Origin of the sequence: Pseudomonas sp. NPDC087626 (assembly GCF_044743405.1) — a bacterium.
Taxonomy (GTDB): domain Bacteria; phylum Pseudomonadota; class Gammaproteobacteria; order Pseudomonadales; family Pseudomonadaceae; genus Aquipseudomonas.
Genome location: NZ_JBIUWJ010000001.1, coordinates 273,507 through 287,825, shown reverse-complemented (window position 1 = coordinate 287,825; position 14,319 = coordinate 273,507). Strand labels below are relative to the sequence as shown.

At 62.4% G+C, this 14,319-nt stretch carries 13 protein-coding genes; 11 read left to right on the top strand and 2 right to left on the bottom strand.

The window, feature by feature from the left end; genetic code table 11:
- The first annotated feature begins 24 nt into the window (after positions 1-24).
- The 5 genes from ACIOVD_RS01325 to rarD all read left to right on the top strand — a co-directional run bounded on the left by ACIOVD_RS01325 (position 25) and on the right by rarD (position 5,801).
- The gene (locus tag ACIOVD_RS01325) at positions 25-765 is read left to right on the top strand and encodes a ComF family protein (RefSeq protein ID WP_401125644.1); all 741 of its coding nucleotides are present in this window, start codon (positions 25-27) and stop codon (positions 763-765) included.
- 58 nt (positions 766-823) lie between these two features.
- Complete coding sequence (locus ACIOVD_RS01320; protein WP_401125642.1) at positions 824-1,588, top strand: TOBE domain-containing protein; 765 nt, start codon at positions 824-826, stop codon at positions 1,586-1,588.
- Between the two features lie 73 nt (positions 1,589-1,661).
- The gene (locus ACIOVD_RS01315; RefSeq protein WP_401125640.1) at positions 1,662-3,563 is read left to right on the top strand and encodes a PhoX family protein; all 1,902 of its coding nucleotides are present in this window, start codon (positions 1,662-1,664) and stop codon (positions 3,561-3,563) included.
- Between the two features lie 145 nt (positions 3,564-3,708).
- On the top strand, positions 3,709-4,683 hold the full coding sequence (locus tag ACIOVD_RS01310) for a serine/threonine protein kinase (RefSeq protein ID WP_159998273.1): 975 nt from the start codon (positions 3,709-3,711) through the stop codon (positions 4,681-4,683).
- 230 nt (positions 4,684-4,913) lie between these two features.
- Complete coding sequence (gene rarD, locus ACIOVD_RS01305) at positions 4,914-5,801, top strand: EamA family transporter RarD (protein WP_159998275.1); 888 nt, start codon at positions 4,914-4,916, stop codon at positions 5,799-5,801.
- A gap of 222 nt (positions 5,802-6,023) precedes the next feature.
- Here rarD and ACIOVD_RS01300 read toward each other — a convergent pair whose 3' ends face one another.
- The gene (locus ACIOVD_RS01300; protein ID WP_095164307.1) at positions 6,024-6,542 is read right to left on the bottom strand and encodes a glycine cleavage system protein R; all 519 of its coding nucleotides are present in this window, start codon (positions 6,540-6,542) and stop codon (positions 6,024-6,026) included.
- On the opposite strand from ACIOVD_RS01300, the gene ACIOVD_RS01295 reads away from it, so the two are divergent.
- Both ACIOVD_RS01295 and ACIOVD_RS01290 read left to right on the top strand, forming a co-directional pair.
- Positions 6,541-6,726 carry a hypothetical protein gene (locus ACIOVD_RS01295; protein ID WP_143501081.1) on the top strand — a complete coding sequence of 62 codons (186 nt, stop codon included), beginning with the start codon at positions 6,541-6,543 and terminating at the stop codon, positions 6,724-6,726. The genes ACIOVD_RS01300 and ACIOVD_RS01295 overlap by 2 nt on opposite strands.
- 317 nt (positions 6,727-7,043) lie before the next feature.
- Complete coding sequence (locus ACIOVD_RS01290; RefSeq protein WP_095164309.1) at positions 7,044-9,221, top strand: malate synthase G; 2,178 nt, start codon at positions 7,044-7,046, stop codon at positions 9,219-9,221.
- A gap of 77 nt (positions 9,222-9,298) precedes the next feature.
- Here ACIOVD_RS01290 and ACIOVD_RS01285 read toward each other — a convergent pair whose 3' ends face one another.
- Positions 9,299-9,745 (bottom strand): response regulator, encoded by a 447-nt coding sequence (locus ACIOVD_RS01285; RefSeq protein ID WP_095164311.1) that lies wholly within the window; start codon positions 9,743-9,745, stop codon positions 9,299-9,301.
- 252 nt (positions 9,746-9,997) lie between these two features.
- Here ACIOVD_RS01285 and ACIOVD_RS01280 point away from each other — a divergent pair, with 252 nt between their 5' ends.
- The 4 genes from ACIOVD_RS01280 (at position 9,998) to ACIOVD_RS01265 (ending at position 14,236) form a co-directional block, all read left to right on the top strand.
- The gene (locus ACIOVD_RS01280) at positions 9,998-11,938 is read left to right on the top strand and encodes a putative nucleotidyltransferase substrate binding domain-containing protein (protein ID WP_159998277.1); all 1,941 of its coding nucleotides are present in this window, start codon (positions 9,998-10,000) and stop codon (positions 11,936-11,938) included.
- Positions 11,935-12,642: a PolC-type DNA polymerase III gene (locus ACIOVD_RS01275; RefSeq protein WP_159998279.1), complete on the top strand. Its 708-nt coding sequence runs from the start codon at positions 11,935-11,937 to the stop codon at positions 12,640-12,642. Before ACIOVD_RS01280 ends, ACIOVD_RS01275 begins: the two co-directional genes overlap by 4 nt.
- A 110-nt stretch (positions 12,643-12,752) precedes the next feature.
- Positions 12,753-13,271 carry an RNA polymerase sigma factor gene (locus ACIOVD_RS01270; RefSeq protein ID WP_095164315.1) on the top strand — a complete coding sequence of 173 codons (519 nt, stop codon included), beginning with the start codon at positions 12,753-12,755 and terminating at the stop codon, positions 13,269-13,271.
- On the top strand, positions 13,268-14,236 hold the full coding sequence (locus ACIOVD_RS01265) for a FecR domain-containing protein (protein WP_159998281.1): 969 nt from the start codon (positions 13,268-13,270) through the stop codon (positions 14,234-14,236). The genes ACIOVD_RS01270 and ACIOVD_RS01265 overlap by 4 nt, the downstream gene beginning before the upstream one ends.
- Positions 14,237-14,319 lie beyond the last annotated feature (83 nt).

Genomic DNA, 14,319 nt, shown 5'->3' with positions numbered 1-14,319 from the left:
TTTCAGCATATTTAAGGAAGAGTCATGCGCTGTCAACCACAGTACGAAGGGCTGGTTTACATCTGGTTAAAAAACACACGGCAATGTTTGCTCTGCAACGATCCAGCCGACACCCCGCAGCCCATTTGCCAACCCTGTGAAACCGAACTGCCCTGGCTGGTCGAACATTGCACGGTCTGCGCATTGCCCCTGGCCTTCAGCGGCCAGGTCTGCAGCCAGTGTCTGAGCACCCCTCCGGCCTTCGCACAGGTGATCGCGCCCTGGTCCTATAGCTTTCCGGTAGACAGCTTGATCACCCGTTTCAAGCACTCGGCGAACTGGCCCTATGGCCGCCTGTTGGGCGAACTTCTCGGACAATTCGTGCAACATTGCTTCGATGAAGGTTTGCCCCGCCCCGCCGCACTGGTGCCGGTACCGCTGGCACGCCAAAGGCTTCGCGCGCGAGGTTTTAATCAGGCGGCGATGCTGGCCAACTGGCTTAGCGCCAGCTTGCAGATACCCAGCGAGGAACACCTGCTCCAACGCATCCACGACACCACCGCGCAGCAGGACCTCAGCGCCAGGGCGCGCCAGCAGAACCTGCGCAACGCCTTCGCGCTGACCCCGCAGGCAGCTATCAAAGGCCGGCACCTGGCCTTGGTCGACGATGTGCTGACCACCGGCGCCACCGCCCAGAGCCTGGCGCGCCTGTTGATCGACGCGGGCGCCAGCCGCGTCGATGTCTATTGCCTGGCGCGCACCGCAAAACCCGGCGCGCCAACTTGACTCCGACGCGCCGAGCCGCCAACGTCCGAGTCCATCACCCGTACTCGCAGCGCAGATCATGTCCTTGCCTACTTTGTTGTCTCAACACATTGTCCGTCGCCCGCAACGCATTGCGCTGCTGCAGCACATTGCCGAACAGGGTTCGATCACCCGCGCCGCGAAAAGCGCCGGGCTGAGCTACAAGGCGGCGTGGGATGCCATCGATGAACTCAACAACCTGGCACAAAAGCCCCTGGTGGAGCGCAGTGTCGGCGGCAAGGGCGGCGGTGGCGCGCGACTGTCCAGCGAGGGCGAGCGCGTGCTGCGCCTCTACCTGCGCCTGCAGGCCTTGCAAGCGCAGGTCCTGGAAGCGGCAGAAGATGCCAGCGACCTCGACCTGCTCGGTCGCTTGATGCTGCGCACCAGCGCCCGCAACCAGTTGCATGGCACGGTCGCCGGTATCGAGGCCCAAGGGCGCAATGACCTGATCGCCCTGACCCTGGCGGGCGGCCTGACCCTGCACGCGCAAATCACCCACGACAGCACCCAGCATCTGGACCTGCAAGCCGGCACCGAAGTGGTCGCGCTGATCAAGGCCGGCTGGCTCGAGCTGCTGGCGAGCGAACAAACGCCTACGCCTGGCTATAACTCCCTGAACGGTACGATCGAGCAGATTCTCGACGCCGAAGACGGCCCCAGTGAGGTGCGAATCGCCCTACCCAACGGTCAGACTTTGTGCGCCCTGGCCGAGCCATTGCACCTGCGGAGCAACTCCCTGCTGATTGGCAAACCGGTGCGGATGCAATTCTCCCCTGCCAACGTGTTGCTCGGCACACCGCTGTGAACCGCTGAGCACTGCAATATTTGTGTCATCAACGCCCCTTATGGTGACTGCCAAAACCAGCAGGGAGCCTGATGTGAGCCTATTAGAAGAAAACCAAGCCACCGACCTCGAACAAATCGTCGGCCTCAGCCGTCGCGGTTTTATCAGTGCCGGTGCGCTGTGCGGTGCCGCGATGTTCCTCGGCGGTAACCTGTTGAGCCGCAGCGTGCTGGCCGCCAGCGTCAGTGCCGCCAACAGCAAATTGCTGGGTTTTGCCAGTATCGCCGCCGCCACCAGTGACACCATCAGCCTGCCGGCGGGCTACACCTCCTCGGTACTGATCAGTTGGGGCCAACCCCTGCACAAGGACGGCCCGGCCTTTGACCCCAGTGGCAACGGCACCGCCCTGCAGCAGGAAGCCCAGTTCGGCGACAACAACGATGGCATGAGCCTGTTCGCGTTCCCGGACGACGACAACCGCGCACTGATGGCCATCAACAACGAATACACCAACTACCGCTACCTCTACCCCCACGGCGGCATGCCGCAGTCGGCCGAAGAGGTGCACAAGGCCCTGGCCTGCGAAGGCGTATCGGTCATTGAAGTGCAGCGCCAGGACGGCCAATGGCACTTCGTCCAGGGCTCGCGCTACAACCGCCGCATCCACGGCAACGCGCCGATTCGGGTCGGTGGCCCGGCCGCCGGGCACGCCTTGTTGCGGACCAGCGCCGATCCCAAAGGCCTGAATGTGCTCGGCACGTTCCAGAACTGCGCCAACGGCAAGACGCCCTGGGGCACCTACCTGACCTGCGAAGAGAACTTCACCGACTGTTTTGGCAGCAGCAACGCCGATCAGAAGTTCGACGCCGCACAAAAACGCTACGGTGTAGTGGCGACCAGCAAAGAGATCAACTGGCACCCCCACGATCCGCGTTTTGACCTGGCGAAAAACCCCAACGAGCTCAATCGCCACGGCTGGGTGGTGGAAATCGATCCGTTCGACCCACAGTCGACCCCGGTCAAACGCACCGCCCTGGGCCGTTTCAAGCACGAAAATGCCGCCCTGGCCGAAACCCATGACGGGCGTGCGGTGGTGTACATGGGCGACGACGAGCGAGGCGAGTTCATCTACAAGTTCATCAGCCGCGACAAGATCGACCACCAGAACCCCAAGGCCAACCACGACCTGCTGGACCATGGCACCTTGTACGTCGCCCGTTTTGATGCCGGCGACAGCAACCCCGATCACCCCAAGGGCCAGGGCCAGTGGGTCGAACTGAGCCACGGCAAGAACGGCATCGACGCCAGCAGCGGCTTTGCCGATCAGGCCGAAGTGCTGATTCACGCGCGCCTGGCGGCCAGCTTGGTCGGCGCAACGCGCATGGACCGCCCGGAGTGGATTGTCGTCAGTCCGAGCGACGGCCAGGTCTATTGCACCCTCACCAACAACGTCAAGCGTGGGGAAGAGGGGCAGCCGGCGGGCGGACCGAACCCGCGGGAGAAGAACGTCTACGGGCAGATCCTGCGCTGGCGCACCGAGGGCGACGACCATGCCTCGCCGGCGTTCGCCTGGGACCTGTTCGTGGTTGCCGGCAACCCGACGCTACACGCTGGCACGGCCAAGGCCGGCTCGTCGAACATCACTCCGCAGAACATGTTCAACAGCCCCGATGGCCTGGGCTTCGACCAGGCCGGTCGCCTGTGGATCCTGACCGACGGCGACTCCAGCAATGCCGGGGACTTTGCCGGGATGGGCAACAACCAGATGCTCTGCGCCGACCCTGAAACCGGGGAAATCCGCCGCTTCATGGTCGGCCCGGTAGGTTGTGAGGTCACAGGCATCAGCTTCTCGCCCGACCAGAAAACCCTGTTTGTCGGCATTCAGCACCCCGGTGAGAACGGCGGTTCGACCTTCCCCGAGCACCTGCCCAACGGCAAGCCGCGCTCCTCGGTCATGGCCATCCGCCGGGAAGACGGCGGGATCGTCGGCGCCTGACCCGGCCCTTCGCGAACCGGCTCGCCTGCACAGCCAACTGTGCGAGCCGGCTCGCGATGCCATCTGCACAGCCCCCACCTATCTGCGTCCGTCTGCGCTACCATGCTTGGCCGGACGCGGCAGCCTGCTGCGCGCAGGAGTCAGCATGTCTCACCCGTTTGAAACACTTACCCCCGATCTGGTGCTCGATGCCGTTGAAAGCATCGGCTTTCTCAGCGACGCCCGCGTCCTGGCACTCAACAGCTACGAAAACCGCGTGTATCAGGTCGGCATCGACGACAGCGAACCCCTGATCGCCAAGTTCTATCGCCCGCAGCGCTGGACCAACGAAGCCATTCTCGAAGAACACCGCTTCACCTTCGAGCTGGCCGAGTGTGAAGTGCCGGTGGTGGCGCCGCTGATTCACAATGGCGAAAGCCTGTTCGAACACGCCGGTTTTCGCTTCACCCTGTTCCCGCGCCGTGGCGGCCGTGCCCCGGAGCCGGGCAATCTCGACCAGCTCTACCGCCTGGGCCAGTTGCTCGGGCGTTTGCACGCGGTGGGCTCGACCCGCCCGTTCGAACACCGCGAAGCACTGGGAGTGAAGAATTTCGGCCATGACTCGCTGAACACCCTGCTCGAAGGCAATTTCGTACCGCGCAGCTTGCTGCCCGCCTACGAGTCAGTGGCACGCGATCTGCTCAAGCGCGTGGAAGAGGTGTACGCCAGCACGCCGCACAAGAACATCCGCATGCACGGCGACTGCCACCCCGGCAACATGATGTGCCGCGATGAGATGTTCCATATCGTCGACCTCGACGACTGTCGCATGGGCCCGGCGGTGCAGGACCTGTGGATGATGCTTGCTGGCGATCGCCAGGAATGCCTCAGCCAATTGTCGGAGCTGATGGACGGCTACCGCGAGTTCCACGACTTCGACCCGCGCGAACTGGCGCTGATCGAGCCGCTGCGCGCCCTGCGCCTCATGCACTACAGCGCCTGGCTGGCCCGTCGCTGGGACGACCCGGCATTCCCCCGCAGCTTCCCCTGGTTCGGCACCGAGCGTTACTGGGGCGACCAGGTGCTGGCGTTGCGTGAGCAATTATCGGCGTTGAACGAAGAGCCCCTGAAACTCTTCTGACCCATACAAATCCCCCCTGTAGGAGCGAGCCTGCTCGCGAAGAACGCAAGGGCAACGCGTTTATCCAGACAGCACGCGTTATCGTTAACGTCCATCGCGAGCAGGCCGCAAGCGGGCGCTCGCTCCTACAAAGACCGATGTTCACAAATGACCTACCTATTCAGTCAGGACATTCGCAGACAAATTTCCTTACAATCACTCTTTGTTAGTTGCCTAAGCAAGGATTCTGCATGCAAGCCGCCAACCCGCGTCGCGGTTACATCCTGGGCCTGAGTGCCTACATCATCTGGGGCTTGTTCCCGCTCTACTTCAAGGCCATCGCCAGCGTACCCGCCGTGGAAATCATCATCCACCGGGTGCTGTGGTCGGCGCTGTTCGGCGCGTTGCTGCTGATGATCTGGAAACACCCGGGCTGGTGGCGCGAACTGCGGGAGAACCCGCGCCGCCTGGCGATCCTGGCCCTGAGCGGGACGCTGATCGCGGCCAACTGGCTGACCTACGTCTGGTCGGTAAACAACGGGCGCATGCTCGAAGCCAGCCTCGGCTACTACATCAACCCGTTAGTGAACGTGCTGCTGGGCATGCTGCTGCTCGGTGAGCGCCTGCGTCGCATGCAGTGGCTGGCCGTTGGCCTGGCAGCCGTAGGTGTGGCGCAGCAGGTCTGGCAAGTCGGCAGCCTGCCCTGGGTGTCGCTGGTGCTGGCATTGACCTTCGGTTTCTACGGCCTGATCCGCAAGCAGGCGCCGGTCAAGGCCCTGCCTGGGCTGGTAGTGGAGACCTGGATGCTGGTGCCGATTGCGGTCGCATGGCTGCTCTTCAACCCGACCGCAAGTAGCGCCCAAGCTGAATTCTGGACCACCTCCGAAGCCTGGTGGCTGGTGGCGGCCGGTCCAGTGACGCTGGTGCCGCTGGTCTGCTTCAACGCCGCCGCCCGGCACCTGCCCTACACCACCCTGGGCTTCCTGCAATACCTGGCGCCGACCCTGGTGCTGTTGCAGGCAGTGCTGCTGTTTGGCGAACACCTGTCCTCCAGCACCCTGGTGGCCTTCATGTTTATCTGGGCTGGGTTGGCGGTCTACAGCATCGATGCCTGGATCAGTTTGCGTCGACGCAACTGATCAAAAAACGCACAACAAGCTGCAAGCCACGGTGTACGTGGCCTGCAGCTATCCTTCCCAAGGTTATCCACAACCTGATCCCCGCCGTTTGTGCACAAGCCCTTGAAACTGCTGGTTTTTTGACCAATATCCCGTAGGCCACGGCCCGCCTGCGCTGCAGGCCTGTCTCTACAGGTTATCCACAGGCAGGTGCAGGTTTTTCTTGGATAACCCTACCTGCGCCTACGGATCGCTACGCAACACCAACTCCACCATCAAGTCATCGGCCAGGGTTTCCAGCCGCGACTGCAGCACGTCCAGCGACAGGGTCAAGGGCACCGCAAGAATGGCTTCGGCATGAAACAGCGGTTCACTGCTCATGGGTGCTGGCCGCACCTCGGTCACCAACCGCTCGAGGTTGACCCCTTGCTCACTGAGCAGGCGGGTAATGTCGCGCACAATTCCCGGACGATCGTTACCTACCAACTCCATGGCAATCGGCTTCCAGGTGCAGGACTGTTCGATCCCGCTCTCGGCAATCAATACCCGAATCCCGTGGCTGGCCAACGCCTGCAGCGCATCCACCAGTTCGTCGTAGGCCTCGGCCGGCACCCCCACCCGCAGGATCCCGGCAAATTGCCCGGCCATCCGCGACATGCGGCTTTCCAGCCAGTTGCCGCCATGTTCGGCGATACATTGGGCAATGCGCTCGACCTGACCGGGTTTATCCGGGGCGAATACCGTGAGTACGAGGTGGTCCATGGCGCAGCCCTCTAGTCATGACTTTTGTTCTGGAAAGGCAAGTATAGGCAAGGGGCTGGTGATGCTCGGCCGCGATGCGTCGGTGAGTCGATTGCCGGTGATTGGCGCAACAGCGGAAACCCTGAAAACCACAAATCGTGTACAAGTTTTTATATTTAACTGGAACAATCTCATGGTTTTTTGAGAACATCCCGTGCCCTGACGTGACTGCAATGCGTCATGGGGTCGCAGAACGACGTAATTAGTCTAATTTTCACAACCGCAATTCATCATGTAGTATGCCGCAGCGCGCACTACATAACGTTGGATCGATGTCTGCCGCAGGCCCAATCGCAACCCTGAAAGCCCCGTCAGCAAGGCCTCCAAGCCGTTGATTGGTCCCGCCCAGCCGCCCGTCATGGCATGTACTGGTAGGGCGGTTTGTGGTTTAAATGGCCAGTGGCTTCATTGTCATAATTGAAGAGCTGAAAAGCGAAATAGCTGAGCAGAGTGAGGCAAGCAATGACTGAACACGTTCAAGTCGGTGGCCTGCAGGTCGCCAAAGTCCTGTTCGACTTCGTGAACAACGAAGCCATTCCCGGTACCGGCCTCACCGCCGATAAGTTCTGGGCCGGAGCCGACAAGGTCATTCACGACCTGGCCCCGAAGAACAAAGCCCTACTCGCCAAACGCGATGACTTCCAGGCGCGTATCGACGCCTGGCACCAGTCCCGTACCGGCCAAGCACACGATGCTGTGGCCTACAAAGCCTTCCTGCAAGACATCGGTTATCTGCTGCCAGAAGCGGCCGATTTCCAGGCTACGACGCAAAACGTCGACGAAGAAATCGCCCGGATGGCCGGCCCGCAACTGGTGGTGCCGGTGATGAACGCCCGCTTCGCCCTGAACGCCTCGAACGCTCGCTGGGGTTCGTTGTACGACGCGCTCTATGGCACTGACGCCATCAGCGAAGCCGATGGCGCGCAGAAAGGCAAAGGCTACAACAAGGTCCGCGGCGACAAGGTCATCGCCTTCGCCCGCGCCTTCCTCGACGAAGCCGCACCGCTGGCCGCCGGCTCCCATGTCGACTCCAGCCGCTACGCGATCGTTGCTGGCAAGCTGGTGGTCAGTCTCAAGGGCGGCAGCAACACCGGCCTGCGCAACGACGCGCAATTGATAGGTTTCCACGGCGACGCCGCGGCACCGACCGCAGTGTTGCTCAAGCACAACGGCCTGCACTTCGAAATCCAGATCGACGCCAGCACCCCGGTCGGCCAGACCGACGCAGCCGGTGTCAAAGACGTACTGATGGAAGCGGCGCTGACCACCATCATGGACTGCGAAGACTCGGTCGCTGCCGTCGATGCCGACGACAAAGTGGTGATCTACCGCAACTGGCTCGGCCTGATGAAGGGCGACCTGTCGGAAGAAGTCAGCAAGGGCGGCCAGAGTTTTACCCGCACCATGAACGCCGACCGCACCTACACCGCGCCTGATGGCAGCGAACTGAGCCTGCACGGCCGCTCCCTGCTGTTCGTGCGTAACGTCGGCCACCTGATGACCATCGATGCGATCCTCGACAAGGACGGCAACGAAGTTCCGGAAGGCATCCTCGACGGCCTGGTGACCAACCTGGCGGCGATCCACAGCCTCAACGGCAACACCACCCGCAAAAACAGCCGCACCGGTTCGGTCTACATCGTCAAACCGAAAATGCACGGTCCTGAAGAAGCGGCGTTCACCAACGAGCTGTTCGGGCGCATCGAAGACGTCCTCGAACTGCCACGCAACACCCTCAAAGTCGGGATCATGGACGAAGAGCGGCGCACCACCATCAACCTCAAGGCGTGCATCAAGGCCGCCAGCGAGCGCGTGGTGTTCATCAACACCGGCTTCCTCGACCGCACCGGCGATGAAATCCACACCTCCATGGAAGCCGGCCCGATGGTTCGCAAGGCCGACATGAAGGCTGAAAAATGGATCGGCGCCTACGAAAACTGGAACGTCGATATCGGTCTGAGCACCGGCCTGCAAGGCCGCGCGCAAATCGGTAAAGGCATGTGGGCCATGCCCGACCTGATGGCCGCCATGCTCGAGCAGAAAGTCGCTCACCCACTCGCCGGTGCCAACACCGCCTGGGTGCCGTCGCCGACTGCTGCCGCCCTGCACGCCCTGCACTATCACAAGGTCGACGTGTTCGCCCGCCAGGCCGAACTGGCCAAGCGCACCCGCGCCTCGGTGGACGACATCCTGACCATCCCGCTGGCGGTGAACCCGCAGTGGAGCGCCGAGCAGATCAAGAACGAACTGGACAACAACGCCCAGGGCATTCTCGGTTATGTCGTGCGCTGGATCGACCAGGGTGTCGGTTGCTCGAAGGTCCCGGACATCAATGACGTTGGCCTGATGGAAGACCGTGCGACGCTGCGTATCTCCAGCCAGCACATCGCCAACTGGCTGCGCCATGGCATCGTCACTGAAGATCAGGTGATGGAAAGCCTCAAGCGCATGGCGCCGGTGGTTGACCGCCAGAACGCCAACGACCCGCTGTATCGTCCGCTGGCACCGAATTTCGACAGCAACATCGCCTTCCAGGCGGCGGTTGAACTGGTGATCGAAGGCACCCAGCAGCCGAACGGCTACACCGAGCCGGTCCTGCACCGTCGCCGGCGTGAATTCAAGGCTGCCAATGGCCTGTAAGTAAGCGCTGACGCCGGACAAAAAAAGGCCCTGATCGACAGATCAGGGCCTTTTTTCGTGGTGCCGGGTGTGACTGGTTAGAGCGACATGCCCAGCTCATGCCTGACCAACTCCAGCAACTTGCCGGTATCGATCGGCTTGAGCAGGAAGTCCACCACGCTCATGTGCATGGCCGCAATCGCGTCCTGCACGTCGGCCTCGCCGGAGACAATGATGATCGGCAGTGCGGCCCGGACCGATTCACGCACCTGGCGGATCAGATCCAGCCCATCGACATGCCCCATGCGCAGATCGGTGATCACCAGGCCGATCGAGGGGGTAGTCTCCAGCAGCTTCAGCGCGCTTTCGCCACTGGCGGCGGTCATGCACCGAATGCCGGCAAGGGCCAGGAACTGCTTGAGCAATTCGCGGGCATCCTGGTCATCATCGACGATCAATACCCGCTGGGCCGGTAAATCCGGCTCAAGCATGATTGCACTCAGCGCTTCACGCTCGGCATCGCTCAAAATATCGTGGTCGGACATAGGTCACTCAACAGTTTCAGATCGTTCCCCTAGCACAATTATCTGACATCGCTAAGCAGAGCTTAAATGTGCGCTTCGTCGGATACTTTTCCAAGAGGGTCGGGCAAAGGTTTTAGGTACCCATGACGTAGGACCGCTCCGAGTTTTTTAATCGAGGTCCCGCGACCTAGACTTACGTCCAATGGGCACCCCGTGCGCAGGGGCCGACCATGCAGATACCCCAACAACAATAAATCGAAAAAGACTGCGGTCATGGTTATGAGTAAAACGGACGCCTTCACCCAGGCTGGGAAAACCGCGGTGTTGCAGAACATCCAGGGCACCTTGCAGTTCCTGCAGCGGTTCCCGCCGTTCAACCAGATGGAACACGCGCACCTGGCATACCTGGTGGAGCAGTGCCAACTGCGTTTCTACGCGCCTGGCGACAGCATCATCAAGCCGGCCGACGGCCCGGTTGAGCACTTCTACATCGTCAAGCAGGGCCGAGTGGTCGGCGAACGTCCGCATAGCGCCAAGGGCGGCACCGAAACCACCTTCGAAATCACCACCGGCGAGTGTTTTCCCCTCGCCGCGCTGCTCGGTGAGCGGGCGACCCGCACCGAGCACCTGGCGGGCGAAGATACCTTTTGCCTGCAGTTGAACAAGCTGGCGTTCATCAAGCTGTTTGCCCTTTCCAGCACCTTTCGCGACTTCGCCCTGCGCGGCGTCAGCAGCCTGCTGGACCAGGTCAACCAGCAAGTCCAGCAGAAGGCCGTGGAAACCCTCGGCACCCAGTACTCACTCAACACCCGCCTCGGCGAACTGGCGATGCGCCACCCCGTGACTTGTAGCCCGACCACGCCCCTGCGCGAAGCCGTGACCCTGATGCACGAGCAACAGGTCGGCAGCATCGTGATCGTCGATGAACACAAGGCCCCCCTGGGGATTTTCACCCTGCGCGATTTGCGCCACGTGGTCGCCGACGGTACTCGCGACTTCGACCAGCCCATAGCCCGGCACATGACCCAGGCGCCGTTTTACCTGAGCCCGGACCACAGCGCATTCGACGCGGCCATTGCCATGACCGAACGGCACATTGCCCACGTCTGCCTGGTCAAGGACCAACGCCTGTGCGGCGTGGTCTCCGAGCGCGATCTGTTTTCCCTGCAGCGGGTCGACCTGGTGCACCTGGCACGGACCATTCGTAACGCGCCACGGGTCGACAACCTGGTGGCAATTCGCGGTGAGATTGGCCAACTGGTCGAGCGCATGCTCGCCCACGGCGCCTCCTCGACCCAGATCACCCAAATCATCACCCTGCTCAACGACCACACCGTGTGCCGGGTGATCGAGCTGACACTGGCGGAAAAGGGCGACCCGGGCATCCCCTTCAGTTGGTTGTGCTTCGGCAGTGAAGGCCGCCGCGAGCAAACCCTGCACACCGACCAGGACAACGGCCTGCTGTTCGAGGCGCGCGATGCTGCCCATGCCGCCGAGATCCGCGGCCGGCTACTGCCCATCGCCCAACAGATCAACCACAGCCTGGCGCTCTGCGGCTTCACACTGTGCAAGGGCAACATCATGGCCGGCAATCCCGAGCTGTGCCTGTCCCGAGCCGAGTGGGCCAGGCGTTTCGCCGCCTTCATCCGCGAGGCCACCCCGCAGAACCTGCTGGGCTCGAGTATCTACTTTGACCTGCGGGTGGTTTGGGGCGAGGAGCAGGGTTGCGCGCAACTGCGTCGAGCCATCCTCGACCAGGTAGCCGACAATCGCCTGTTCCAGCGCATGCTGGCTGAGAATGCCTTGCGCCAGCGGCCACCGGTGGGGCGTTTGCGCGAGTTCGTCCTGAGCAAAAAGAGCGGCGAAAAAGCCACCCTCGACCTCAAGGTGCAGGGCCTGACGCCCTTCGTCGACGGCGCGCGCCTGTTGGCCCTGGCCAACGGCATTGAAACCAACAACACCCTGGAACGTTTCCGCGAGCTGGTGGCCAAGGAAATCATCGAGCCCCTGGACGGCGCTGCCTACGAAGAGGCCTATCACTTCATCCAGCAAACCCGCATGCAACAGCATCAGCGCCAGAGCCGCGAGAACCTGCCCTACTCCAACCGAGTCGACCCGGACAGCCTCAATCACCTGGACCGGCGCATCCTGCGTGAATCCCTGCGCCAGGCCCAACGCCTGCAAAGCAGCCTCAGCCTGCGGTACCAGCTATGAGCCTGTTTTCCTGGCTGCGTGCGGCCACCCCGACCCTGACCCTCGAACAGCAACAGCGCCTGGCACAACTGCCCAGCGCACCGACCCTGGACGATTGCAGCCTGCGCGAGCAACGCTGGGTGGTGCTCGACCTGGAAACCACCGGCCTGAACCTGAGCAAGGACCTGGTGCTGTCCATCGGCGCCGTGGTCATCGAAGATGGCGCGATCGATTTCAGCCAGCAGTTCGAGCGCACCCTGCAACGCCACGCACACAAACTCGGTCCCAGCGTGTTGCTGCACGGGCTGGGGCCGAGCGCGATTGCCGCCGGCAGCGATCCGGTGGACGCCCTGCTGGACTTCATGGAGTTTGTCGGCGACAGCCCGCTCCTGGCCTTCCATGCCCCCTTCGACCAACACATGCTTGGCCGCGCCTTGAAGGACAGCCTGGGTTATCGCCTGCAACATAAGTTTCTTGATGTTGCCGACATGGCTCCACTGCTCTGCCCCCAAGCGCACATCCGCGAAGCCGGCCTGGATGACTGGATCAACTGGTTCCAGTTGCAGATCTTCGAGCGCCACAACGCCAGCGCCGACGCCATGGCCACGGCCGAGCTGGCGTTGATCCTGTTCAGCCGGGCGCGGGCGCAACAGATTCACAGCCCGCTGGAGCTGCAACAACGGCTCAGCCAGTGGAAGCGACGCCAGCAAAAACACTCCTTTTAATCCAGCTTTCGGCACAATCGACCCGACCAACGCCAATTGCGCACGGGCATGGGCTCTGAGACAATCGCGAATAATTCTCGTTAGTTTAAACGTGTATTCGGTGAAGCCATTTGTCGTCAGTCCAAAGCCCTCACAGTGAACTGGTTGGTGCGTTGTATCGCGACCATCGCGGTTGGCTATTGGCCTGGCTACGGCGCAACGTGGCCTGCCCCTCCAAAGCCGAAGACCTGAGCCAGGACACCTTCGTCCGCTTGCTCGGGCGCGAAGCCTTCAAGCAGCCCCGCGAACCCCGAGCCTTCCTGGTGGCGATCGCCAAGGGCCTGCTGTTCGACTATTTCCGTCGCGCCGCACTGGAACAGGCCTACCTCACTGAGTTGATGCTGATCCCCGAAGGCGAGCAACCCTCGGTGGAAGAACAGCAACTGATCCTCGAAGACCTCAAGGCCATCGACCGCCTGCTCGGCAAGCTGTCGAGCAAAGCCCGCGCCGCCTTCCTCTATAACCGCCTCGACGGCCTCGGCCATGCCGAAATCGCCGAGCGCCTGGGCGTCTCCGTGCCACGGGTGCGGCAGTACCTGGCCCAGGGCATCCGCCAGTGTTATGTGGCGCTGTACGGCGAGCCCGCTTGAGCCCGCTCAGCTCCAAGCCAGTCTCGGCGCGGGTACTCGACGCCGCCATCGCCTGGCAACTGTCTCTCGATTCGGGCGCCGGCAGTGCGGTGGAACGCGAGGAGTTCGCCAAATGGCACGCCGCCGATGAAGAACATGCTCGCGCCTGGCAGCAACTGGGCATGCTCGATCAGCGCTTCAGCGTGGCCAGTGGACCGGGGCGGGTAGCGCTGCTGCAATCGCGTGAAGGTATCCGGCGCCGGGTGCGCAAGCTGGGCAGCGGGATCGCCAGCGTCCTGCTGGTGATCGGCCTGGGATTGTTCGCCAGCGAACGCTACCTGCCCCTCGACTATTGGCTGGCCGACCAGCGCACCGCCACCGGCGAGCAACGCACCCTGCGCCTCGCCGACGGCACGCTGATCAACCTCAACACCCACAGCGCGCTGGACGTGCGTTTTGATGAGAAGCAGCGCCGGATCGTCCTGCAGGAAGGGGAAATCCTCATTGAAACCGCACACAACGATACGCGCCCCTTCATCGTCGAAACCCGCGACGGCCAGATGCGCGCCCTCGGCACCCGGTTCCTGGTCAAGCGCGAAGACCACGGCACGCGCCTGAGCGTGTTGCAGTCCGCGGTGGCCGCACGCCCCGAGACCCTGGCTGACGAACAGATTCTCAAGGAAGGCCAGCAGGTGTTGATGCAGCGCGACGGCCTCGGCCCGCTGCTGGCGCTCAACCCCGGCAGCGACGCCTGGACTCGCGGCATGCTGGTGGTCGACAACGTCCGCCTCGAAGACCTGGTCCACGAACTCGATCGTTATCGCCCGGGCCACCTCGGCGTCGATCCGGCCGTCGCCGACCTGCGGATCACCGGCAGCTTCCCGCTGCACAACACCGACCTGGCCCTCAGTGCCCTGCTGCCGACCCTGCCAGTGCAGATCGAGCAGCACACCTCGTGGTGGGTCACCGTGGTCGCCAAACCCTGAGGGTTGAGGACAGCCCCGGTAAGCGGGGCTATTTTTCCTGAATCGAAATTATTTCGATCCGCCCCTATCACTTTTTCAATCTC

Bases quoted from the DNA above. Each gene is read 5' to 3' on its own strand.
- ACIOVD_RS01325 (WP_401125644.1), top strand. From the start codon at position 25: ATGCGCTGTCAACCACAGTACGAAGGGCTGGTTTACATCTGGTTAAAA.
- rarD (WP_159998275.1), top strand. From the start codon at position 4,914: ATGCAAGCCGCCAACCCGCGTCGCGGTTACATCCTGGGCCTGAGTGCC.
- ACIOVD_RS01310 (WP_159998273.1), top strand. From the start codon at position 3,709: ATGTCTCACCCGTTTGAAACACTTACCCCCGATCTGGTGCTCGATGCC.
- ACIOVD_RS01295 (WP_143501081.1), top strand. From the start codon at position 6,541: ATGGCGCAGCCCTCTAGTCATGACTTTTGTTCTGGAAAGGCAAGTATA.
- ACIOVD_RS01290 (WP_095164309.1), top strand. From the start codon at position 7,044: ATGACTGAACACGTTCAAGTCGGTGGCCTGCAGGTCGCCAAAGTCCTG.
- ACIOVD_RS01300 (WP_095164307.1), bottom strand. From the start codon at position 6,542: ATGGACCACCTCGTACTCACGGTATTCGCCCCGGATAAACCCGGTCAG.
- ACIOVD_RS01280 (WP_159998277.1), top strand. From the start codon at position 9,998: ATGGTTATGAGTAAAACGGACGCCTTCACCCAGGCTGGGAAAACCGCG.
- ACIOVD_RS01285 (WP_095164311.1), bottom strand. From the start codon at position 9,745: ATGTCCGACCACGATATTTTGAGCGATGCCGAGCGTGAAGCGCTGAGT.
- ACIOVD_RS01320 (WP_401125642.1), top strand. From the start codon at position 824: ATGTCCTTGCCTACTTTGTTGTCTCAACACATTGTCCGTCGCCCGCAA.
- ACIOVD_RS01275 (WP_159998279.1), top strand. From the start codon at position 11,935: ATGAGCCTGTTTTCCTGGCTGCGTGCGGCCACCCCGACCCTGACCCTC.